This window comes from Methylobacterium sp. FW306-05-D (assembly GCF_058782155.1).
Window position 1 is genome coordinate 16185 of record NZ_JBYSXL010000024.1, and the last position, 22214, is coordinate 38398.

The window sequence follows — 22214 nt, forward strand, 5'->3', positions numbered from 1 at the left end:
TCACGTGATCCCTGCAGCGGCGAGGACGCACCTCGCCGCCGGCGTCGATCTCAGTACTTGCGGATGATCGGCGCGGGAGCAGCGGCGACCGGGGTCGGCGAGTACAGCGGCACGATCAGGCGGCCGGAGATCTCGGTGCTGTCGAAGCTGGCAGCGCTTCTGGCGACGGTGCGAGCGACATAGACCTGCCCGGTGGCGAAGCCGAAGTCGTAGCCGACGAGACCGCCCATCAGGAACCGACCGCGATCGCCCTGAGCGGCATTGATGAGGTTGCCACCTTTGGCGCTGATGTCGAAGTTGTAGGTGCCGTACGCGATGGCACCGATCTCGAACTTGCCGAACTTCTTGGTCGCGGTCAGATCGAGGTTCAGCGAGTCAGACAGAGAGTAGGACTGCGTGAAGCCGCCGAGGCCGATGTTGCGAACGCCACCGAAGTTGGAGGGCGAGTCGTAGATGTTGGCGGTCAGGTTGGCGGTGAGGTTCCAGCCGTCGCCGGTGTAGCTGCCGGCAACGCCGAAGCGGTAGGTGTTCGAGGAGAGCTGGGGCAGCACGGCCGAGGCAGCGATCGTACCGTTGTTGGTCACGAGGACGCCGCGGTCACCGTTCAGCTCGTTGAGGTAGACACCGCCGAGCAAGCTGACGCCGAAGTTGTTGCCCAGATCGAAGGCCCAGATGCCGCCGACGAAGGTGCCGACGTTGATGGACAGGTCACGCAGGTTCGAGCCGCTCTTGCCGAAGGCGAACACGGTCGGGGGAGCCACGAGCAGCTCGATGCGGCCGCCGAGCGGAACCAGCGGGGTCGACCAGACCAGCACCGGGATGTTCACACCGACGTCGAGAGCCGACGGGTTGTCGCGCATCTGATAGACGAAGGTGTTCAGCGCATAGATGCCCTCGGGCAGCGGGGCGCCGGTGGCCAAGCCGACCTGCTCACCCGGAACCGTGGTGGACTGCGCGTAGGACGCGGTGGCGGTCATGCTGGCCGTGAGCGCGAGCGCTCCGGCGACGAGCCAGTTCTTCGACATTTTTACTCTTCCTTCCCAAGGATTTCAGGCGTCCGCCACGCAGCCGTTCGAACCATTCTGCCGATGCGCCGCTTGTTCGCGGCTTGTTTGCAGTCGGTTCGGCGGCCCCCCTTGCGGCCCGTTCTCAAGTCTCAACGTCGAGAACTATTCTACAGGACGCCGCGGAAGGACAGCGGAATGCTTGGAAACGGGGCAGTTCGAACCCGACCGTTGCGCAAAAGCCGCATTTTCGGTGCAGTGCGGCGGAAGAATTTGTTAACCTTTTGAGCAGGTTGGTCGGGCTCTCCACCGGCACTCCGGCACCCAGAACTGCAAAATACCGCTGAACTCTCAAGCCGTTATGGTTACGGTTCGTCCTCAGGACGATCCGGCAAACCGACCCTGGCCATTGCGCAGGCCGGGCCGCTGGAAATGGCGCTTCTGGAGGGTTGATGCGCCGCCGAACGCCCGCCGATCGCTCCGCACCGACGAATCGGCGCCGGTTTTGGCGAGCGGACGCCTATTCGGCGGCGGCCCGGCCCTTCACCGCCGCCGCGGCGGGCCGCCGAGCCAGGACGTCGCGCAGGAATCGCCCGGTGTGACTCGCCCGCGACTTGGCGATCTGTTCGGGCGTTCCCTCGGCGACGACCACGCCGCCGCCGTCGCCGCCTTCGGGGCCCATGTCGATGACCCAGTCGGCGGTCTTGATGACTTCGAGGTTGTGCTCGATCACGACCACGGTGTTGCCCTGATCCACGAGTTCGTGAAGCACCTCCATCAGCTTGGCCACGTCGTGGAAGTGCAGGCCCGTCGTCGGCTCGTCGAGGATGTAGAGCGTGCGACCGGTGGCGCGCTTCGACAGTTCCTTGGAGAGCTTCACCCGCTGGGCCTCACCGCCGGACAGGGTGGTCGCCTGCTGCCCGACCTTGACGTAGCCGAGGCCCACCCGGGCCAGGGTCTCCATCTTCTCACGGATCGTCGGCACCGCCTTGAACAGGTCGGCGGCCTCCTCGACGGTCATGTCGAGGACGTCGGCGATGGAATGGTCGCGATACTTCACCTCGAGGGTCTCGCGGTCGTAGCGGCGACCCTTGCAGACGTCGCAGGTGACGTAGACGTCCGGCAGGAAGTGCATCTCGATCTTGATGACGCCGTCGCCCGAACAGGCCTCGCAGCGCCCGCCCTTCACGTTGAAGGAGAACCGCCCAGCCTGGTAGCCGCGCGCCTTGGCCTCCGGCAGCCCGGCGAACCAGTCGCGGATCGGCGTGAAGGCGCCCGTATAGGTGGCGGGGTTGGAGCGCGGCGTGCGGCCGATCGGCGACTGGTCGATGTCGATGACCTTGTCGAGATGCTCAAGCCCATCGAGGCGCTCGAAGGGGGCAGGGTGCTCCAGGGCCCCGTTCAGGGATTTGGCCACCGCCTTGTAGAGCGTATCGATGATCAGGGTGGACTTGCCGCCGCCGGACACGCCCGAGATGCAGGTGAAGGTGCCGAGCGGAATCTCGACGGAGACGTTCTTGAGGTTGTTGCCGCGGGCACCGATCAGGCTCAGCTTGCCCTTGCGCCCCTTGCGGCGTGCCGTCGGGACGCGGACGCTCATCTCGCCGGTGAGGTACTTGGCGGTGAGCGAGGCCGGATTCTTCAGGACCTCCTCCGGCGTCCCCTGCGCGATGATCTGCCCGCCATGGATGCCGGCACCGGGACCGACATCGACGACGTAGTCGGCCTGCAGGATCGCGTCCTCGTCGTGCTCGACGACGATCACGGAGTTGCCGAGGTCGCGCAGGCGCTTCAGCGTGCCGAGCAGGCGCTCGTTGTCGCGCTGATGCAGCCCGATGGACGGCTCGTCGAGGACGTAGAGCACGCCGGTGAGGCCGGAGCCGATCTGCGAGGCGAGGCGGATGCGCTGGCTCTCACCGCCCGAGAGCGAGCCGGAGCCCCGCGCCAGCGTCAGGTATTCGAGCCCGACATCGATCAGGAAGGTGAGTCGGTCACGGATCTCCTTGAGGATCCGGTAGGCGATCTCGTTCTGCTTCTCCGTGAGCCTGCCCGGCAGGTCCGAGAACCAGGCATGGGCGTCCCGCACCGGGAGGGCGGTAATCTCGCCCACATCCTGCATGGCGACCTTGACCGAAAGGGCCTCGAGCTTCAGGCGCTTGCCGCCGCAGGTGGCGCAGGGCGTCTCGCTCATGAAGCGCGCGATCTCCTCGCGCGAGGTGTCGCTCTCGGTCTCCTTGTAGCGCCGCTCCAGGTTCGGGACGACGCCCTCGAAGGGCTTGTTGACCTCGTAGGCCCGCATCCCGTCGTCGTAGGCGAAGCGTACCGACTCAGAGCCGGTGCCGTACAGGACCACGTCGCGCGCCTTGGCCGGCAGATCCTTCCAGGCGACAGTGGTCTTGAAGCCATAATGCCGGGCCAGCGCATCGAGGGTCTGGCCGTAATAGGGCGAGGTCGACTTGGCCCAGGGGCCAACCGCGCCGCGCTTCAGGCTGAGCTTGGCGTCCGAGATCACGAGTTCGGGGTCGATCCGCATCTCGTGCCCGATGCCGCCGCAGGTCGGGCAGGCGCCGAAGGGGTTGTTGAACGAGAACAGCCGGGGCTCGATCTCCGCGATGGTGAAGCCGGAGACGGGGCAGGCGAAGCGGGACGAGAAGGTGATGGCCTCACGCGGCGCCTCGCCCTCCGGCGTATCGGCGAACTCGATCAGCGCGATGCCGTCGGCGAGTTCGAGGGCGGTCTCGAAGGAATCGGCCAGCCGGGCGGCGATGTCGGCCCGGACCACGATTCGATCCACCACCACGTCGATGTCGTGCTTCAGCTTCTTGTCGAGCTTCGGGACGTCGTCGATGGCATAGTATTCGCCGTCGATACGCAGGCGCTGGAAGCCCTTCTTCTGGAACTCGGCGATCTCCTTGCGGTACTCGCCCTTGCGGCCGCGGATGACCGGGGCCAGGAGGTAGAGGCGGCTCTTCTCCGGAAGGGCGAGGACCCGGTCCACCATCTGGCTGACCGTCTGGCTCTCGATGGGCAAGCCGGTGGCGGGCGAGTAGGGGATGCCGACCCGCGCCCAGAGCAGGCGCATGTAGTCGTAGATCTCCGTGACGGTGCCGACCGTCGAGCGCGGGTTCTTGGAGGTGGTCTTCTGCTCGATGGAGATCGCCGGCGAGAGCCCGTCGATCTGATCGACATCGGGCTTCGACATCATCTCCAGGAACTGGCGCGCATAGGCCGAGAGCGACTCGACATAGCGGCGCTGACCCTCCGCGTAGATCGTGTCGAAGGCGAGCGACGACTTGCCGGAGCCGGACAACCCGGTGAAGACCACGAGGCGATCGCGCGGGATCGTCAGGTCGATGTTCTTGAGATTGTGCTCCCGGGCACCGCGGACCGAGATCACCCGCTGGTCGCGCGCGCCCTCGAACAGGGCCTCGATCTTCGCTTCGACCCGCTCGGCCTCGGCTTGCGATTTCTTGGCGGCGGCTTTGGCTTTGGCCATGAGGTCTCTTCGGGAACGTCTGCGGCGCGGAACTCGGCAGGACTCGACCGGAGCCCTCGCGGCATGTCGGGCGCAACATCGCGTCGGGCAAGGCGCGCGCCATGCATATCGGCCCCTCAGCTAGAACAAAAAGCGTACGCGGACAATATCGCGGGACTTTCGAGCAGCGGAACCGACCCGCCTATTCGGGACGAGAGCCGATCCCCTGCGGACTTCGCACCGGCCGTGGCGGCTCCGATCGACCATGGCGACCGGAGCCGGCCATCAGGCCCGCCTGCTCCGGACGCCGGGCGGAGACCTAGGCCTCTCCCCCAGAACGCGAATCGGCGCAAACGACACCTCGCTTGAGCCAAGTCTTCGCTTCGGTTCTGCCTAAAAAATGTGACGGGTGATGAAATTTTAGAGCAAAAGATCATCGTGCAACACAACTTTTACCGGCCTTCTGGACAGTGGCGCAGAATTTCTCATCAGGTTTCACTCCATGTTCGTCGGTTTGTTCGCTTCGCTTCGCGTCCGCATTCTTCTGGTTGCCCTCGCGCCATGCCTCGCCTTCGCGATGGTCGTCGGACTTGCCGTCACGGAGCGGTTGAATGCTCGCACCCGGATGGTGCACGTGCAGGATCTGGTGGGCATGGCAGGCCGCATCAGCGCCGTCGTCCACGAAGCGCAGCGCGAGCGCGGGGCCTCAAGCCTCTATCTCGGTGCCAAGGGAACCCAGTTCCGCTCCGAACTCGACGCCCAGCGCCTGCGCACCGATGCCGCCCGCAAGGCCCTAGACGAGAGCAGCGCCGGCCTGGACTTCGTCGCCTACGGCGCCGGCGTCGCCCGCCGCAAAGATGTCCTGACGGAGCAGCTCGCCGGAATCGGCCCGCATCGCATCGCGGTGGATAGCCTCGGCCTGACGCCGGCCCAGAACATGGCGCTCTATTCGGGCATCATCGCCAATGCCCTCGACCTCGTGCGAGAGGTCTCTCAGGTGGCTGCCAGCGCCGACCTCGCCGGCCGCATCGCCTCCTACTCGTCCTTCCTCGCCCTGAAGGAGCTGGCGGGCCAGGAGCGGGCCGCCGCCTCGGCGATCTTCGGGGCCGGCCGGATCGATCTCGCGGGCCACGAACGCCTCGCGGGTCTCAGTGCCGGCCAAGCCACCTACGAATCACTGTTCCGCCTCGGCGCCGAGCCTGCGCAGGCCGCCCTGCTCGACGCCGGCAAGGCCGCGCCGGCGGCCCGGGAGGTCGATCGCCTGCGCCGCCTGGTTCTCGACACGCCCCCCGGCACCGCGCTCGCCTTCACCGACGCGCCGGCCTGGTTCGCCCTCGCGACCCAGCGCATCGACCAGTTGAAATCCATCGAGGACCGGCTCACCGCCGATCTCGGCGCGGCCGCCGGTTCCGCCCGGGCCGAGGCCGAACGGAGCGTGATGGTCTGGATGGCCGTCGGTTTGGCGACCCTGCTCCTCTCCTGCGGGTTGGCCTTCGCCTTCGGCACGGCCATCGCCCGTCCGCTCACCCGGATCGCCGCGGCGCTCACCGCCATCGGCCGCGGCGAGGACGCCGGCACGATCCCGCAGAACGGCGCCCGCGAGGTTCGCGCCATCGCGGCAGCGGCCGTGGATTTCCAGGCCAGCGTGACCGAGCGCCGGCGCATCGCCGCCGAGGCCGATCACCTCGACGCGCATGCCGCGGCCGCCCGGCGCGCCGAGATGGTGGCTCTGGCCGACCGCTTCGAGGCCCGGGCCAGCGGCATCGTCGAGGCGGTCTCGGCCGCGTCGAGCCAGCTCGAGACGGCGGCCTACGCCCTGACCCAGGCCGCGAGCGACACCGCGTCCCTGAGCGGATCGGTGGCGGCCGCCTCCGCCGAGACCGCGGCCACGGCCGATACCGTGGCGGCGGCCACCGAGGAACTCAGCGCCTCGGTGCGCGAGATCGGCGATCGGGTCGAAGCTTCGACGGCCGTGGCGAGCGAGGCCGAACGCGATGCGGGCCGGATGGCCGAGGATGTGAACCGTCTGGCGCAGGCGGCGAGCAGCATCGGCGAGATCGTCGGACTGATCACCAGCATCGCGGCACAGACCAACCTGCTCGCCCTCAACGCCACGATCGAGGCGGCGCGCGCCGGCGAGGCGGGGCGCGGATTCGCGGTCGTCGCGGCGGAGGTGAAGAGTCTCGCGACCCAGACCGCCAAGGCCACCGAGGAGATCGGCGCGAAGGTCGCGGAGATTTCGCAGTCCACGGACGCCTCCGTGACGGCGATCGGCGGGATCATGGAGGTCATCCGACGGCTCGGCCGGATCTCGGGCGACATCTCGGCCGCCGTGGATCAGCAGGAGGCGGCCACCCAGGAGATCGCCCGCAACACCGTCCTCACCTCGGATGGAACACGGGCGGTGTCCGGGCACATCGTCGGGGTCCGCGAGGCGGCGGACGCCGCCCGCAACGGTTCGGCCCAGGTGCTCAGCGCGGCGAGCGACCTCGCCCGCCAGGCCGCGGCCCTGCGCCAGGAAGTCGACGGCTTCCTGGTCACGGTCCGGGCCGCCTGATCCCGATTACGGGTTGGTCGTCCAGGGGTTGATGACGCGCATCGCCGTCAGCTCCGGCTTCACCGTCGGATCGACGCCAGCCGGCATCACCTTGCGGGCCTGCGCCATCATCTTGCGGGCTTGATCGGCCGGCACGGCGCCGACCGGCAGCATCATTGCGGCGAGCTGGCTCCGCGTGCGGCGGTCGACGAAGTCGGAACGGCCGATGCTCTCGAAGTCGCGGGCGGTGTGCCGGTCGTCGGGCCGGCCGACGAAGACCTTCGCGCCCTCCTTCAACACCACGATGTCGCCGGGGCGAAGCGTCTCGTCCTTCAGGAAGGCCGCCGCCGGACCGGCCTTCAGATTGAGAGGCGTCTGCCGGTCCGTGACCTTGATCTGGAGGGGCTCGGATTTCGGAAGCGCGGCGTAGCGGATCTTGGGACGCTGGCGCGCGGCCTTCCGGATCGACCGACGAGCCTGCTGGTAGTCGAAGCCGGGGTCCTGCATGGGCGCGGGCGCCACTTGCTGCACCGGCCGTGCGGGCGCAAAGAGCAGGTCGAACAGGCTGCCCTCGGCGCTCTGGGCGCTCGCCGGCAGCGTGAGCATCATCAGTCCGAAAGCGGGGGCGATCACAGCGCGCGAGGCTGCGGAGAGCGGGATCGTCGGCATTGATGTCTCCGAGTGAGGCGCCCGACTGCGCGCCGAGATGACCCCTTAACAAAAGCACAACCTCAACAGTTCCAAGGTTTTCAAAAGATGGTGAGGGCCATTCCAAGACTTCGTGAGCATGCGCGCAGAGCCGCGAAGAGAATAAAATCCGTCGCCCGGCGCGTCGTCGGCTCCGCTGCCTGATGGTCAGCGCCGAGACCCTCGTTCCACGTCCGCATCAGCGTTCGGCCCGCGACGCGATCCTGGCCGCGCGTCGCGCCGGCCGGACGGGATTCCTGCTCGGCGACACGACCGGCCTCGGCAAGACCCTGTCGGTGTGGGCCGCCGTCGCGGCCATGCCCGAGCGCGAGGTGCTCATCGTCTGCCCCAAGGGCGCGATGCCGCAATGGCGGCGCACGATCGCCCTGTCGGGTCTCGGCGAGAAGGCCGTGACGCTGACCAACTACGAGCGCACCAAGGCGCTGATGGCACCGCCCCCCGCGAGCAACCGGCGCTCGATGCGGGCGAAGAACAATGCGCTCGCCCGCCACGGCACGCCGAAGCGGACCTGGCCTGTGGTGGTCTTCGACGAGAGCCACCGGCTCCGGAACCCCTATGCGCAGCAGAGCCTCGTCTGCCGTCAGATCGCGGAAGCGGCGGCCTTCACGATCTATCTCAGCGCCACCGCCGGCCAGGCCCCGCACGAACTCTCCTATCTCGGCCGCCTCTTGGGCGAGGCGGCGGGCGAGCCGACCGCGACCCTGGCGGAGTTTCGCGGCCTGATGCAGGGCCTCGGGATCGGACGGGCCAAGGGCCGCTGGACCAACTGGTCCTGGGAGGCGAACCCGCGCGACTGCACGGTGATGGCCGACCTGCTGTTCAAGGGGCAGGGCGCGATCGGCCTGCGCCGGCGCCCGGGCGACATCGCCGGCTGGCCCGAGGTGCAGCGCGCCTTGAGCGCGGTCGCGCTCAGCCCACCGGAGCGCCGGCTCTACGACGCGACCTGGCGGGAGTTCCGCCGGGAATGGGGCCTCCTCGGCGGCAGCACCCGCAGACCGGTGGGCTGGGCGGCGGATTTGCGCTTCCGCCAGAAGGCGAGCCTGCTCCGGGTCTCCGGCACCACGGCCTTCGCCGACCTCCTGATGGAGGACGGCCACGCGGTCGCGATCTCGGTCGCTTTCCTAGAGACGGCCGCGGCCCTGGTCGAGGCCCTGCGGGCCGCGGGATGGCGCGCCGACGCGATCACCGGCACGCAATCGGGCGAGGCCAACGAAGCGGTGCGTCTCGCTTTTCAGACAGGCGGGCTGGATACCGTGGTGTTCACGGTGACGGAATCGATCTCCCTGCACGCCCACGAACTGCCGGGGGGCGACAAACCACGCGCACTCATCGTCCACGACCTGCGCCACAGCGCGATCCAGCTCGCGCAGATCGAGGGCCGCTGCCACCGGGACGGCCAGCAGGCGACGATCTACTACGCCCTCGCGGAGGGTACGGTGGAGGAGAGCATCGCGGCCACCGTCGTCGGCCGCATGGCCTCGATGGACGCGATGGCGGGCGAGGACACCACGCTCATCGACGCGATCGCCCGGGCCATCGCCGAGGTGCAGGCCGGCGAGGCGGCCTAGGCGAATCGCGCCCGCCTGGAACGGGATCGTACCGCCACGGTTGTGGCCTCGGGGTCCCGTGCTCGCGGAGCCCACCCCGATGACGAAGAGGACCCGACCCGATGGCACGACCGACGCCGAGCCTTGCCCGCCTGATCAGCGAGGGCCTGCGCCATGGCGGCGACCTCGTCGGACAGGAACTCGAGCTGATGCGCCGGGAGACCGACGGGAACATCCGGGCGATCCTCGGCCTCGTCGCCCGGTTCGGGACCGCGCTCACCCTGGTGGTCGCCGCCCTGGTGATGCTGTTCGTGGCGCTGGTGAAGGGGATCGCCGCCCTGATCGGATCGGAGATCCTGGCGGCGCTGATCGTCGGGGCGCCCTTCGCCGCGATCGCCCTCGTCCTGATGGTGCTGGGCCTGCGCCGGATGGACCGCTCCAACCTGCTGCCGCGCCGCTTCGAGCGCCAGGTGGAGAAGGACGCCGCCCTCGTGACCGGCCGCGTCGCCGACTGAGCCTCAGGCCTTGTGCGCCGTGCCGAGGAGCGCGTCCTTGTCGACCCCGAGCGCCGCGGCGATCTCGGCCAGGGCGGCGTGCTCCGGTTCGCTGATCCCGGCCTGATCGGCGACATCCGCGGCGATGAGGAACACACTGGTGCGCTGTCCGATCTCGCGCTCCGCGATGGCGGCGACGAAGTTCAGGTTCTCGGCGCGGCCGGCGCGGGTGCGGGCGCGGGCGATCCCCTCGAACAGCTCGGCCTCCAGCTTCAGGGTGTCGTAGCCGCGCTCGAGGATCGGGTTGGCGCGCATGCCGGCCAGCGCCGCCTCGATCTCCTCCTCGTCGATCTCGTAATCCGCCAGGATGACGTTGGCCGAGGCCGAGACCGCCGCCTCCATCAGCGGCCTGTCGCCGAGGTAGGCGCCCATGGTCTGGGAGAAGCGCCCGACGAACTCCTGAAACACACCCATCCCGATCCCCGAAGATCTCGCCAAAGGGGGCTCGGGTCCCGCCGGACCGCCCCGCCATACGGTTTTGGCATCAAAAGCTTGCCGCCGAAGGCGTGTCAACGCACGGGGCGGCGCCTCAAGGGCGGCGCGGCCCGGGCGGATAATCGTGGACGGCGCCCTGCGGATCGGTCACGCGCCACCCGGTCCCGGACTCCTCCAGGTAGTCGGGTCCGGCCGGGACCTTGCCGTGTCCGCCGGGGATGTCGAGGACGTAGAGCGGCTGGGCCAGGCCCGAAAGCCGTCCGCGCAGGGACCGGACGAGGTCGCGGCCGGCGGCGAGCTCGGTGCGCAGGTGGCCGGTCCCGGGGGCGAGGTCGCCGTGATGCAGATAATACGGCTTGATCCGGTTCTCGACGAAGCGCCGCATCAGCAGGGACAAGGTCTCCGGATCGTCGTTGATCCCGGCGAGCAGCACGGTCTGGCTCACCATCGGGATGCCGGCATCGACGAGGCGCGCCACCGCCGCGCAGGCCGCCGGCGTGAATTCCCGCGGATGGTTGGCGTGCAGCGCCACGAACACCGCGCCGGCGAAGCGCTTCAGGGCGGCGATGAGATCCGCGTCGACCGTGTCCGGGGCCACCACCGGAACCCGGGTGTGGAGGCGCAGAACCCGCACGTGCGGGATCGCCGCGAGCGCCGCAGCGATCCGGCCGAGCCGGCGCGCCGCCAGCGCGAAGGGGTCGCCGCCCGTGACCACCACCTCCCAGATCTCCGGCCGCTCGGCGATATAGGCGAAGGCCCGGGCGAGCTCGGCCTCGCTCAGGGTCCCGAGTCCTTCCGGCCCGACCATCTCGCGCCGGAAGCAGAACCGGCAATAGACCGGGCAGACATGCAGCGGCTTCAGGAGCACCCGGTCCGGGTAGCGGTGGACGAGACCGGGCAGGGGGCTGTGGGCCGCATCCCCGATCGGGTCGGCCTCCTCCCCCGCCCGGGTCACCAGTTCCTCGGCCCGGGGCAGGAACTGCCGGGCGATCGGGTCCGCGGGATCGTGCGGGTCGATCAGGTCGGCCATGTCGGGCGTGACCGAGACGGCGTAGCGCGCCGCCACCGCCTCCAGCGCGGCGAGATCGCCGGGGGCCGCGAGCCCGGCGCGGACGAGGTCGGCCGGCCGGCGCAGGGGCGCGCTCATGGCACGGCCCCCGCCACCGGCGTCCAGAGCACATCCTCGATGTGGCGCGCATCGGTTGCGAGCATCATGAGGCGATCGAGGCCGAGGGCGATGCCGCTCGCTTCCGGCATCACCGCCAGGGCGTCGAGAAAATCCTCGTCGATCGGATAGCTCTCGCCGTAGACGCGCGCCTTCTCGGCCATCTCCAGGGTGAAGCGCCGCCGCTGCTCCTCGGCATCGGTCAGTTCGCCGAAGGCGTTCGCGAGCTCGACGCCGCAGGCATAGAGCTCGAAGCGCTCGGCCACGCGCGGATCGCGCGGGCTCGGCCGGGCCAGCGCCGCTTCGCTGACGGGATACTCGTACAGGATGGTGGGGCGTCCGAGCCCGAGATGCGGCTCGATCCGCGCCACCAGCACCCGGCTGAACAGGTCGGCCCAGGTGTCGTCGTCCGCGACCCTGAGCCCCGCCCCGGCCACGGCCGCCGCGAGCCCGTCGCGATCGGTCGCGCCGTCGCGGTCGACGGTGGCGAGAAGGTCGATCCCGGCCCGCTCGGCGAAGGCCTCGGCCAGGGTCACGCGCTCGAAGGCCGCGAACGGATCGGCCGTGCGGCCGCGATAGCGCAGGGCCGAAACGCCGGCCGTCTCGGCGGCGAGCGCCAGGAGATCGGCGCCGTCGCGCATCAGCGCGGTGTAGTCGGCCCCGGCCCGGTACCATTCCAGCATGGTGAATTCCGGGTGATGCAGGGGTCCGCGCTCGCGGTTGCGGTAGACGCGGGCGAAGCTGACGAGGCGCGGCTCACCGGCGGCGAGGAGCTTCTTGCAGGCGAATTCCGGCGACGTGTGCAGGTAGAGCGGGAGCCGCGATCCGTCCGGTCCCAGAGCCTCGGTGGCGAAGGCGGAGAGATGCGCCTCGTTGCCCGGCGACACCTGCAGCGCGGCGGCCTCGACCTCGACGAAGCCGGCCGCCGCGAAATGCGCGCGGAATGCCGCGACGATGCGGTTGCGCGCCATCAGGGCCGGCCGGCGGTCGGCGTGGCGATGGGGCGCCCACCAGGGGGAGGGGGTGTTCATGCGGCGAGCTTTGCGACCTGCTTCAGACCGGAAATCGACGACTCGGGAGTGCCGTCTCGCGGTGCGACTGGCAACGGTGGCGCGGATAGGTTAGTGGCGGGACCAAGATGTCGCTCCCGCGGAGAGATCCGCGTCGGGGCGCCAAGTCCGTTTTTCCCTACGAACACAGCAGGACCAGACCCCGTGAAGGTGATCGCCTCTACGCTCCGCAAGGGCAACGTCGTCGACAAGGATGGCAAGCTCTACGTCATCCTGACGGTCGAGAACATCCACCCCGGCAAGGGCACCCCGGTGACTCAGCTCGACATGCGCCGCATCACCGATGGCGTGAAGGTGTCTGAGCGCTACCGCACCACCGAATCGGTCGAGCGGGCCTTCGTCGAGGATCGGGAGCACACCTTCCTCTACGAGGACGGCGAGGGCTTCCACTTCATGAACCCCGAGAACTACGATCAGGTCGCGATCCCCAAGGACGTCGTCGGCAGTGCCGCGCCGTACCTGCAGGAAGGCATGGCGGTGATGGTCTCGACCCATAACGGCGTGGCGCTGACCCTCGAGCTCCCGCAGCGCGTCGTGCTCGAAGTCACCGAGACCGAGCCGGCGATGAAGGGCCAGACGGCCTCCTCGTCCTACAAGCCCGCGATCCTCTCCAACGGCGTGCGCACCGCGGTACCGCCGCACATCGCCGTCGGCACCCGCGTGGTGATCATGACCGAGGACGGCTCCTACGTGGAGCGCGCCAAGGACTGAGGGACGCTCGGGAGCGGAGGCCGGCTCACGGCGCCGGCGCCGTTCCCTCCGCCGCCTCGTAGCAGCCCTGCGACAGCCCCTGGGCCCGCAGGCGCTCCTCGGCGGTGAAGCTGCGCGGCTTGTCCGCCCAGAGATTCTCCCGGCGGAAGGCATCCGAGACGCAGGCCGCCGCCCGGCCGCAGGCCTCGGCCTCTCCGCCGGTGGCGACGCAGTTGCGCACGTAGAGGGCCCGGAACTCGGCCACCCCCGCCTGCGGGTGCGGCCCCGTGAGGTTGACGACCCCCGTGAGCAACGCCATCAGGACCGGCTGGTGAATGAGGTAGATCGCCAGGCTGTGACGCCCGGCCCAGGCGAGCCCCCGCGGCGTCGCCCCGGCGGGCGACCAGCCCGCGAGGCGCGAGCGGTGAAAGGCGGGTAGGCCGTAGAGAGCCGCCGCGACGCCGATGAGGACCAGCCCGAACCAGGGAAACAGCGGGACGTAGTCGTTGGTCTGCGGCGTACCGCGTCCGAGGCCGACGAAGGACAGGGCGGGGGCGTCGAGGATGCCGCCCGAGATCAGGTGCGGGCCGGCCACCACGAGCGCCGCACCGAGGATGGCGGCCCAGCCCGGCAGGAACCGCACGAAGGGCAGGGCCAGCACGCTCGAGACGGCGATGCAGTGCAGGATTCCGAAGAAGATGTAGCTCGACGGATCGGTGATCAGGGTGGCGACGGTGACGAGACCCGCCGCGCCGGCGATCCGGGCCAGCCGCAGGAGGAACGGCCGGGCCGCGAAACCCTCGCCGTTCATCAGGACGAGGCCGATGCCGACGAGGATCAGGAAGCTGCCCGCGATGCCGTGCGCGGCGAGCCGGCCCGGCGGGATCAGCGCATAATTCTCGGGCGTAAGCCGCAGGGCACCGAGATCCCAGGTCGCATGGTAGAGCGCCATGGCCGCGAGGGCGACGCCGCGCGCCGCGTCGAGGATCGCGTATCGGGACCGGGGCGCGACGGATGGGGGAGACGGGCGCATCATCGCGCAGCCCCTAGCATCGTTCGCCCGTCGTCGCGACGCCGCACATTTCTCGGCCGGCCGCCGACGCTTCCCGCTGCAATGCCTAACAATTTTTGAACGATACCTGCTGCGGCATAAAAATTCATCAAGCCCGCGGGAGGTTGCACCACGCTCGCGTGCTCCGGGCTGTTGCCCGCGAACCGCCCTGCCGAACAATGCGGCATCGAAGTCCGGCACCGACCGCCAAACGGGCTTCCGCCGAGTCATGACTTTGTTAATCTCTCGTGCGGGTCGCGTGACGTGATTCGGTGTGGGTTGCTTACATGTCTGACGATTTCGGTTCAGGCCCGCTCGGGCGTCGTTCGTCGGGAGAGCAGGACGACAACCGCGCCGTCGAAGGCCAGGGCGCCGAGGCGCAACGGCCACTCGACCTCATGGAGGTTTCGGGCCGGATCAAGTGGTTCGACGTGGCCAAGGGCTTCGGCTTCATCGTGCCCGACGACGGCTCGGCCGACGTCCTCCTGCACATCACCTGCCTGCGCCGGGACGGTCATCAGAGCGCCAGCGAGGGCGCGCGCGTCGTCGTGGAGGCGACGGAGCGGCCCCGCGGCTGGCAGGCCTTCCGGGTCATCTCCCTCGACCAGTCCACCGCGCTCCACCCCTCCGAACTGCCGCTGCCGCGCACCCACGTCACCGTGACGCCGACCAGCGGCCTCGAGACCGCGGTGGTGAAGTGGTTCAACCGCCTGCGCGGCTTCGGCTTCCTGAGCCGCGGCGACGGGACGCCGGACATCTTCGTTCACATGGAGACGCTTCGCCGCTACGGGATCGCCGAACTCAAGCCGGGCGAGACCGTTCTGGTCCGCTACGGCGATGGTTCCAAGGGCAAGATGGCCGCCGAAGTCCGGCTGCTCGACGGTGCGCTGCCCGCCTCACATTGACGGATGGTCCGGTGGTTACGCGACGTTTGATCGACTGGCGCGCGGGATTTCGCGCGCTCCTCGCCTTTGCCCTGATGGGCCTGATCCTCTCTCGGCAGGCGGCCGCGCAGGACGCGGCCTCCGGGCCCACCGAGCCCCTGAGCATCGTCGGACGCGAGGGGCGCCACGTCTTCGCCGTCGAGGTGATGCGGACCGATGCGGAGCGCTCGCGGGGCCTGATGTATCGCCGCGGCATGGCGCCCGACCATGGCATGCTGTTCGACTTCCAGGCCTCGGCTCCCGTGGCCATGTGGATGAAGAACACCTACCTGCCCCTCGACATGCTGTTCATCCGCGCCGACGGAACCATCGCCAAGATCGCCGCCGACACCGAGCCGCTCTCGACCAAGGTCATTCCCTCGAACGAGCCGGTTCTCTCCGTTCTGGAACTCAATGCCGGAACGGCGGCGCGGCTTCGCATCCATGCCGGGGACCGGGTCGAGCACGCGCTGTTCGAGCGGAAGCCCCGTTGAGCGGCACCTCATGAGCAGCGCTGCGGCTTTCTCGAACACACCGAGAACAAAGGCTTGACGCTGGTTCGGTTTGCCACCACTGTTCCCTCAATGTTCTGATCCATTTCGGGACGGCCAATCGGCCGCTCGGAGCTGGCGACGAGGGGACATCATGTTCGACCTGCCTCTGGACGACGCGTGCCCGACCGCTCAGGTCCTGTTCGAGAACGCGGATTGGCGCGTGGCTCTCGACGGCCTGGAGCATCGCGAGACCGGCTACTTCATCGCCCGGAACGCGATCGCCATGCGGCGGGGTGACCTCTGGGAATGGCCGATGCACCTGGCGGAGAAGAGCTGGTGCACGCCGCGCAGCTTCCGCGAGGCGTTCCTCGCCGCATTGGCGGCCTTCGGCGTCGCACCGGATGCCGGCCTCTCCCAATCCTTCGCGGTCGCCTTCGGGCTGGTGGCCGGAGCGGGCGCGCGCCGGAGCGATGCGGGCTTCGTGGCTCTCGGCGATCTCGTCCGGCCGAAGCCGGTGGGTTCCGGAGTGGCCCGGAAGCGCAATCCGGCGGCCGAGTCTCGGCTCGCGGCGCGGCGCATCGGCTCGGCGGCCGACTTGCGGGCAGGCGAGTCCGCGCGCCAACGGGTCGCCCTCTGAGGCTGTTCGGCGCGGGCCGATGCCCTAGCTTCCGGGGTGCGATCCTCGATCGCCCCCTTCGGATCGCCCCGGGAACGCCATGCCGAACACGTCGGATCACCGCCCTGACGACGCACCGCTCGACGGTCTCGACGGGCTCCTGACGCCTCCCTTCTCGCGACGCGGCTTCGTGATGACGAGCCTGATGACCGGCCTGACCCTCGCGACGAGCGCCGTCGAGGCGCAGGTGATCCGGACCGATGCCGAGGGCATCGAGGCCGGCGAGGTGAAGATTCCGGCCGCGGACGGGCCGATGCCGGGATACCGGGCGATGCCGAAGGGGGAGGGGCCGTTCCCCGTCATCCTCGTCATCGAGGAGATCTTCGGCGTCCACGACTACATCAAGGACATCTGCCGCCGCCTCGCCAAGGCCGGCTACTGCGCCGTCGCCCCGGAGCTCTACGCCCGACAGGGCGATCTCTCGACCATGACCGATGCCAAGGTCATCATCCGCGACATCATCTCGAAGACGCCGGACGTCCAGTGCATCGCCGATCTCGATGCCGCGGCGAGCTGGGCCGTCTCGTCCGCGTCCGGCGACCCGGCGCGGATCGGCACGATGGGCTGGTGCCGGGGCGGGCGCGGCGTCTGGCTCTATGCCGCCCACCGCAAGGACCTGAAGGCGGGCGTCGCCTGGTACGGACCGGTCGGCGGCGAACGCACGGAGATCCAGCCGCGAACGGGCCTGGACGTGGCGGCAGAGATCAACGCCCCGCTCCTGTGCCTCTACGGCGGGGCCGATACGGGCATTCCGGTCCGGGACGTGGAAGCGGCGCGCGACAAGGCGAAGGCCGCCGGCAAGTCCGTGGAACTCGTCATCTATCCCGACGCACCGCATGGATTTCACGCGGATTATCGGCCGAGCTACCGTGAAGCCGATGCCAAGGATGGTTGGTCTCGCGCCCTAGCCTTTCTGAAGTCCCACGGTGTTGGCTAAGAAGCTCGTGAAAGCGTGACACCGAAAGCACAACGGGGCGGTGCGGCGCCGGTTCGGGGTTATTGGTCGGTTCGGCCACATTGACAGCTTCGCGCCTCCGTGGCGCAAGATTGCACTTGGCCCGCCGTTCTGGCCCGAAGAGCGTACCGGACCCATGAGTGCTGTGATCCCGTCTGACTCTCGACCCGTGATCCTCGTCGTCGAGGACGAGCCAGACGAGCGCTTCCTCGCGGCCGAGCTTCTGGAAGAAACCGGATTCCGGGTGATCGAGGCCGAGACGGCCGAGCGCGCCCTCGCGATCCTGAACGACCGGGGCGACGAAGTCAGCGTCGTCTTCTCCGACGTCCGCACGCCCGGCCCGATCGGCGGGTTCGAGCTGGCCCGCATCATCGGGGTGACCTGGCCGCGCGTCCGGGTCCTGCTGACCTCGGGCGATGCCGGCGACCAGCCGAGCGACCTGCGCGTCTCGGCGACCTTCATCCCGAAGCCCTGGCGCGCCGCCGACATCCTGGCCTGGGTCGAGGAGGCGGCCGGCCGCGCGGATGGGGGAGCCTCCGGACCGGACGTCATCGGCTCGCCGGTTCGGGGCAATTAAATTATCATAGATCAATGGAAACTTCGGGTCGCGAGCCCGTTGACCGGTGTCCCATGATCGAGAGGCCAAGCGATGGCCCGAAAGCCGACGATGAACTTTGCCCAAACGGTCCGCGCTGAGCGCCCGGATGAAGCCTGGTCATCCCTCACCGGCCTTTCGGACGAGAGGATGCTGCAGACCCTCGGAAACAGTCTTCGCGACATCTACGTTTCGGTGACCGATGCGGACCAGCCCGGTGATCTGATGCGCCTCGCGGCGATGATCGACGCTCGTCGCAATCAATCCAACCACTGAGAGCCGCATTCCGGCTCCCCAGTGCGGCGGGAATACCGCACTCAGGCACGCCGGATTACCGTATGGTCCGGATCATCTCTGATCCGTGCTTCGCGAGGACTGGCCTCCGAAGCTCACGGGCCGCGCCATCGGACTGTCCATGCGTTTCCATTCGAGTCTCGGCGCCGCTGCATTGGGCCTCGTCGCGTTGCTGGCGTTGGTCCCGCCGGGCGCCGCGGCCGCCCCACCGAACCAGCCCGCCGAGGGTCCCGGCGGCGTCGGCGACCGCGCGGCGACCATCGTGAAGCGCGGCCTCGGCAAGGTCGGGGCCGGCAGCTTCGTGTTCTACAAGGCGGGCGCGGCACCGGCAGAGGGTCGCCCGGTGGTCGTCTTCCTACATGCCTGGGGCGCCTCCAATCCGCAGGCCTATGGCGGCTGGATCGATCATCTCGCCCGGTCCGGATCGCTCGTCGTCTTCCCGCGCTTCCAGGATCTCAATCGGACGCGCCCGTCGGAAGCGAGCGCCATCGCCGAGCGCATTCTCAAGTCGACGCTGTCCGACTTGGCGAGCGACGCCGACGCCAAGCCCGACCTGAAGCGGGTCGCGGTCATCGGCCATCTGGCGGGCGCTCCCATCGCCGCCAACATCGCGGCCGACGCCGCCGAGCAGGGCCTGCCCACGCCGCGGCTGATCTTCGCCCTCATGCCGGGCGGTATCGCCAGCGATGCCCGCGCCCGCGGCATCGTCCTGCATGACCTTGCCCGGATCGCGCCCGAGACCCTGGTCATCACCGTCATCGGCGATCGCGATGCGCGTGCCGCCGACCTCGCGGGTCGCCGCCTCCTGCGGGAGGCCAGCGCCGTACCGAGCGAGCGCAAGCTCTTCGTGCGCGCCCTCTCGGACGATCACGGCTTTCCCGCCCTGGCCGCCACGCTGACCTCGCCCGCCGCCGTGGACGCGGCTTATGACGGCGCGGCGATCAAGCTGCCGCCAGAGCCGCCGCGCGATCCGAAGCAGCCAGCGCCGCCCTTCAAGTGGTCGCCCGACATGGCGCTCACGGGCGAGCAGACCACCTTGGTCTCCCAGATCAACAATGCCCGCGCCGACAGCCTGGATTACCTGGCCTACTGGAAGACCTTCGATCTCGCCGCGAGCGCCGCTTTCGCCGGGGTCGATGCCACCGCGCTGAAGGGCAATCCACGCTTCAGCGACATGGAGCGCTGGGCCGACGGCTGGCCGGTCAAGCGGCTTGTCGTCGAGTCGGTACGCGCGCCCGCGGCGCATCCGGCCACCCCGGCGGCAGCTCCGGCCGCCGGCACGCCGCACCCGAAGCCCGCCTCGTCGCGCCGCCCCTGATCGGGGCGGGTGTCGGCTTTGGCCGATGGGTCGACCTGAGTCGCGCCGGGGAAAGCGGGGGCCCGCTGCCCGAGCTCGCTTTCCCAAACGCCCGCTCGAGAAGGCTGGCGCAAGCCTTGCGTCGTCCAATCCGGGTTCACCGGACGCTCCGCCATGCCCGATTTCATCGCCCTGCTCGCCGCCTCCGCGCTGTTCTGCGCTGCGCTGATCACGCTGAATGGGCTGACGCGCCTCCTGCTTCAGCTCTACGGGTCCGTTGGCGACCTGTCGGAGAACGGGTTCGCGCAATACGGCCTCGCGCTGGCCGTTGCCGGTCTCGCCTGGCGGCGGGCCACGCGGCGCAAGACCGTCTGATCGCGGCCCGCGCCCAATCCACCGAAAAAACAGAGTCGAACCCCGGCTTCGGGGCCTGCGGAAAACGTGGCAATCCTGTGGCCGGCACAGGAACCCTCGTCCTAACTTGGCGTTATGCTGTCATGAGGTCGCAGCCGATGCTGCACCGTACTTGATGAAGGGTTGAGTCACATGCTCGGATGGGCCGTAACGTTCCTGGTCGTCGCCCTCGTCGCGGCGCTGCTTGGCTTCGGTGGTATCGCCGGCACGGCGATGGAAGCCGCGAAGCTCGTGTTCTTCGTCGCCATCGTTCTGTTCGCCATCTCGGCCGTCATCGGCCTGATGCGTGGTCGTTCGCCGACGCTCTGACACGGGCCGGCACCTGCCGACCACCTGAGATATGAAAAGGGCCGCTCGCGATGAGCGGCCCTTTTTCCTTGTCGTCCCGCGAGACCGCAGCGTCGCCTCGAGCGTGTGCGGATCGCTGCGAGGAATGCTCAGGCTTGGGGGTCGGAACCCGGCGTCGAGGCGTCGAGCTTCGCGATCAGGTCGCGAAAGCGGTCCGGCACCGGCTGCTGCACGATGGTGTCGTACATGGCCCGGAGATGGTGCCCGATCCGCTTCTGGGTATGATCGCTTAGGCCTTGCCCGGACACAAAGCTCTCTGCCTTCGGGTCGGGCTCCTCGGGTGAGGAGCCGGGACCCGATCCGTTATCGTCCATACGTCGGTCCCCTTGGATGTCGACAAGCGACATCGCCGCGATTGTTTTGCGGCTTCACATAGGCCATGGCTGCACCTGCAACGCTGCTATGAACAATCGGTTCCCGGCCGGCGGAACGGAGCCCTGCATTCCGCGTTGTGGCGGAGGCGCCCGAGAGAACGGCAAAGCCAAGGGGATATAATGTCGACAGCTCAACTCGTCGTTCAGCATCTGCCGTACCTGCGCCGTTATGCGCGGGCGCTGACCGGCAGCCAGGTTGCTGGCGACGCCTACGTGGCGGCCACGCTCGAGACCCTGGTGAACGAGCCTGAAACGCTCGGTCGCAGCTCGAATGTGAAGGCCGATCTCTTCCGCGTCTTCACCCGCATCTGGAATTCGCTCTCGGTGAACGGCCAGAGCGAGCAGGTTCAGCACGATCTTCCGGCGGAGGTCCGCCTCGGCCAGATCACGCCGCTGCCGCGCCAAGCCTTCCTGCTTTCCTGTCTCGAAGGCTTCTCGGAAGAGGATGCCGCGATCATTCTCGACGTCGACGTCAGTCAGGTCCGCGATCTCGTGGACGAAGCCGGACGCGAACTCGCGGCCGACATGGCGACCGACATCCTGATCATCGAGGACGAGCCTCTGATCGCGATGGACCTCGAGGCGCTGGTGGAAGGCCTCGGCCACAACGTTATCGGCGTCGCGCGCACCCGCACCGAGGCGATCAAGATCGCTTCCGGCGGCACTCGCCCGGGCCTGATCCTGGCCGACATTCAGCTCGCGGACGGCAGCTCCGGCCTCGATGCGGTCAACGACCTCCTGAAGACCTTCGAAGTGCCGGTGATCTTCATCACCGCGTATCCGGAGCGCTTCCTCACCGGTGAGCGGCCGGAGCCCGCCTTCCTCATCGCCAAGCCGTTCCAGCCGGCGAACGTCTCGGCGGTGATCAGTCAGGCTCTGTTCTTCCAGCAGAGCGCCCGTCGCCGCGAGGCGAAGTCCGCCTGATCCGCACCCTATCCGGCGCGTCCTCGGGGCCGGATCTCCGCATCACCGGACGCCGATGAACCCCGGTCGAGAGGCCGGGGTTTTTTCGTGGCCGAACCGGCTGGAACGACCGGCTGAATCGCGGACACAAAAAAACGGGTCGGAAATCATCCGACCCGTCGAAAGGTTCCGGCCAATGCACAAGGGGAATGCGGGGGAGGACCAGGCGGCCGGGTGCTTGATCAACGGCAGGCAGCCGGTACGGTTCCGGCCGACGACCCATCTCTCCGAATTTTTCCCTTCGGCGATGCATTTTCGCCACGCCATGAGCCTGCGCTGCCTTCAGGGAGGATCGATCAAGAGAATGCGATTCAATTCCGTAAGGACTGGATATCCAGTTCAGAAGGGTTAAGGAACCGTTGTTTTCGATCCGCGTTGACGTGACAACCTGTCAAGCTCTGCGCGGAGATTACGACAATGTCCCGGTCTGGCTTCTTTCTCAGCGTGAGTGGACCGGCCGCCATCTTGACGATGCTGATACAGCCGACCGTACGTGAAGCCGCCGATCAGTGGGCGCCCCCGGCGAAGCCCACCGTCGCGATATCCTCACGGGATCCATCCGGGGGTCGTGTCGTTCCGGCCACGGCCGGACATGTCCATCTGGCCTCCGTGCCGAGCGCATCGTCCCGGCCGGCGCCGGCCACGC

23 protein-coding genes are annotated in these 22214 nt (G+C 68.6%); 14 read left to right on the forward strand and 9 right to left on the reverse strand.

Annotated features, from left to right (window positions below):
- Positions 1-50: 50 nt before the first annotated feature.
- From AC3WLN_RS10710 to AC3WLN_RS10720, 3 genes are all read right to left on the reverse strand, one after another.
- Positions 51-1025, reverse strand: coding sequence for a transporter family protein (locus tag AC3WLN_RS10710; RefSeq protein WP_463769107.1), 975 nt, complete (start codon positions 1023-1025; stop codon positions 51-53).
- 499 nt (positions 1026-1524) lie between these two features.
- Positions 1525-4500 carry an excinuclease ABC subunit UvrA gene (uvrA, locus tag AC3WLN_RS10715; protein WP_492481090.1) on the reverse strand — a complete coding sequence of 992 codons (2976 nt, stop codon included), beginning with the start codon at positions 4498-4500 and terminating at the stop codon, positions 1525-1527.
- Between the two features lie 412 nt (positions 4501-4912).
- Complete coding sequence (locus AC3WLN_RS10720) at positions 4913-5161, reverse strand: hypothetical protein (RefSeq protein ID WP_492481162.1); 249 nt, start codon at positions 5159-5161, stop codon at positions 4913-4915.
- Here AC3WLN_RS10720 and AC3WLN_RS10725 point away from each other — a divergent pair.
- A complete protein-coding gene (locus tag AC3WLN_RS10725; protein WP_492481152.1) occupies positions 5057-7036 on the forward strand; it encodes a methyl-accepting chemotaxis protein in 1980 nt (659 codons plus the stop codon). The two genes, AC3WLN_RS10720 and AC3WLN_RS10725, sit on opposite strands and share 105 nt — an antisense overlap.
- Positions 7037-7042: 6 nt before the next feature.
- Here the strand turns inward: AC3WLN_RS10725 and AC3WLN_RS10730 are convergent, their stop codons facing one another.
- Positions 7043-7684, reverse strand: a complete 642-nt coding sequence (locus tag AC3WLN_RS10730; protein WP_492481092.1) for a hypothetical protein — start codon at positions 7682-7684, stop codon at positions 7043-7045.
- Between the two features lie 182 nt (positions 7685-7866).
- Between AC3WLN_RS10730 and AC3WLN_RS10735 the strand changes: the two genes are divergently transcribed.
- Both AC3WLN_RS10735 and AC3WLN_RS10740 read left to right on the forward strand, forming a co-directional pair.
- Positions 7867-9291, forward strand: coding sequence for a DEAD/DEAH box helicase family protein (locus AC3WLN_RS10735; RefSeq protein ID WP_492481094.1), 1425 nt, complete (start codon positions 7867-7869; stop codon positions 9289-9291).
- 101 nt (positions 9292-9392) lie between these two features.
- Positions 9393-9785, forward strand: a complete 393-nt coding sequence (locus tag AC3WLN_RS10740) for a phage holin family protein (protein WP_463769097.1) — start codon at positions 9393-9395, stop codon at positions 9783-9785.
- 3 nt (positions 9786-9788) lie between these two features.
- Here AC3WLN_RS10740 and AC3WLN_RS10745 read toward each other — a convergent pair whose 3' ends face one another.
- From AC3WLN_RS10745 to epmA, 3 genes are all read right to left on the reverse strand, one after another.
- Positions 9789-10238, reverse strand: a complete 450-nt coding sequence (locus tag AC3WLN_RS10745; RefSeq protein ID WP_463769095.1) for a Tellurite resistance protein TerB — start codon at positions 10236-10238, stop codon at positions 9789-9791.
- A gap of 115 nt (positions 10239-10353) precedes the next feature.
- Positions 10354-11406: a lysine-2,3-aminomutase-like protein gene (locus AC3WLN_RS10750; protein WP_492481097.1), complete on the reverse strand. Its 1053-nt coding sequence runs from the start codon at positions 11404-11406 to the stop codon at positions 10354-10356.
- Positions 11403-12455: an EF-P lysine aminoacylase EpmA gene (gene epmA, locus AC3WLN_RS10755; RefSeq protein ID WP_492481099.1), complete on the reverse strand. Its 1053-nt coding sequence runs from the start codon at positions 12453-12455 to the stop codon at positions 11403-11405. Before epmA ends, AC3WLN_RS10750 begins: the two co-directional genes overlap by 4 nt.
- Positions 12456-12638: 183 nt before the next feature.
- On the opposite strand from epmA, the gene efp reads away from it, so the two are divergent.
- The gene (gene efp / locus AC3WLN_RS10760) at positions 12639-13205 is read left to right on the forward strand and encodes an elongation factor P (RefSeq protein ID WP_056474694.1); all 567 of its coding nucleotides are present in this window, start codon (positions 12639-12641) and stop codon (positions 13203-13205) included.
- A 25-nt stretch (positions 13206-13230) separates the two neighbouring features.
- On the opposite strand, the gene AC3WLN_RS10765 is transcribed toward efp, so the two are convergent.
- Complete coding sequence (locus AC3WLN_RS10765; protein WP_492481153.1) at positions 13231-14217, reverse strand: acetyltransferase domain-containing protein; 987 nt, start codon at positions 14215-14217, stop codon at positions 13231-13233.
- A 416-nt stretch (positions 14218-14633) separates the two neighbouring features.
- Here AC3WLN_RS10765 and AC3WLN_RS10770 point away from each other — a divergent pair, with 416 nt between their 5' ends.
- The 9 genes from AC3WLN_RS10770 to AC3WLN_RS10810 all read left to right on the forward strand — a co-directional run bounded on the left by AC3WLN_RS10770 (position 14634) and on the right by AC3WLN_RS10810 (position 20192).
- Positions 14634-15140: a cold-shock protein gene (locus tag AC3WLN_RS10770; RefSeq protein ID WP_463780562.1), complete on the forward strand. Its 507-nt coding sequence runs from the start codon at positions 14634-14636 to the stop codon at positions 15138-15140.
- 74 nt (positions 15141-15214) lie between these two features.
- Positions 15215-15652, forward strand: a complete 438-nt coding sequence (locus AC3WLN_RS10775) for a DUF192 domain-containing protein (protein ID WP_492481156.1) — start codon at positions 15215-15217, stop codon at positions 15650-15652.
- A gap of 151 nt (positions 15653-15803) precedes the next feature.
- A complete protein-coding gene (locus AC3WLN_RS10780) occupies positions 15804-16289 on the forward strand; it encodes a hypothetical protein (RefSeq protein ID WP_492481101.1) in 486 nt (161 codons plus the stop codon).
- 79 nt (positions 16290-16368) lie between these two features.
- Entirely contained in the window at positions 16369-17265 is an 897-nt protein-coding gene (locus AC3WLN_RS10785; RefSeq protein ID WP_492481103.1) for a dienelactone hydrolase family protein, read from the forward strand.
- A gap of 154 nt (positions 17266-17419) precedes the next feature.
- Complete coding sequence (locus AC3WLN_RS10790; RefSeq protein ID WP_492481105.1) at positions 17420-17860, forward strand: response regulator; 441 nt, start codon at positions 17420-17422, stop codon at positions 17858-17860.
- A gap of 72 nt (positions 17861-17932) precedes the next feature.
- Complete coding sequence (locus AC3WLN_RS10795; protein ID WP_492481107.1) at positions 17933-18154, forward strand: hypothetical protein; 222 nt, start codon at positions 17933-17935, stop codon at positions 18152-18154.
- 139 nt (positions 18155-18293) lie between these two features.
- Complete coding sequence (locus AC3WLN_RS10800; RefSeq protein WP_492481109.1) at positions 18294-19490, forward strand: alpha/beta hydrolase; 1197 nt, start codon at positions 18294-18296, stop codon at positions 19488-19490.
- 153 nt (positions 19491-19643) lie between these two features.
- Complete coding sequence (locus AC3WLN_RS10805) at positions 19644-19844, forward strand: hypothetical protein (protein WP_492481111.1); 201 nt, start codon at positions 19644-19646, stop codon at positions 19842-19844.
- A 171-nt stretch (positions 19845-20015) separates the two neighbouring features.
- Positions 20016-20192 (forward strand): DUF1328 domain-containing protein, encoded by a 177-nt coding sequence (locus AC3WLN_RS10810; RefSeq protein ID WP_003599466.1) that lies wholly within the window; start codon positions 20016-20018, stop codon positions 20190-20192.
- Between the two features lie 128 nt (positions 20193-20320).
- Here AC3WLN_RS10810 and AC3WLN_RS10815 read toward each other — a convergent pair whose 3' ends face one another.
- The gene (locus tag AC3WLN_RS10815; protein ID WP_492481115.1) at positions 20321-20578 is read right to left on the reverse strand and encodes a NepR family anti-sigma factor; all 258 of its coding nucleotides are present in this window, start codon (positions 20576-20578) and stop codon (positions 20321-20323) included.
- Positions 20579-20725: 147 nt separating this feature from the next.
- On the opposite strand from AC3WLN_RS10815, the gene AC3WLN_RS10820 reads away from it, so the two are divergent.
- Positions 20726-21529, forward strand: coding sequence for a response regulator (locus AC3WLN_RS10820; RefSeq protein WP_492481158.1), 804 nt, complete (start codon positions 20726-20728; stop codon positions 21527-21529).
- Positions 21530-22214 lie beyond the last annotated feature (685 nt).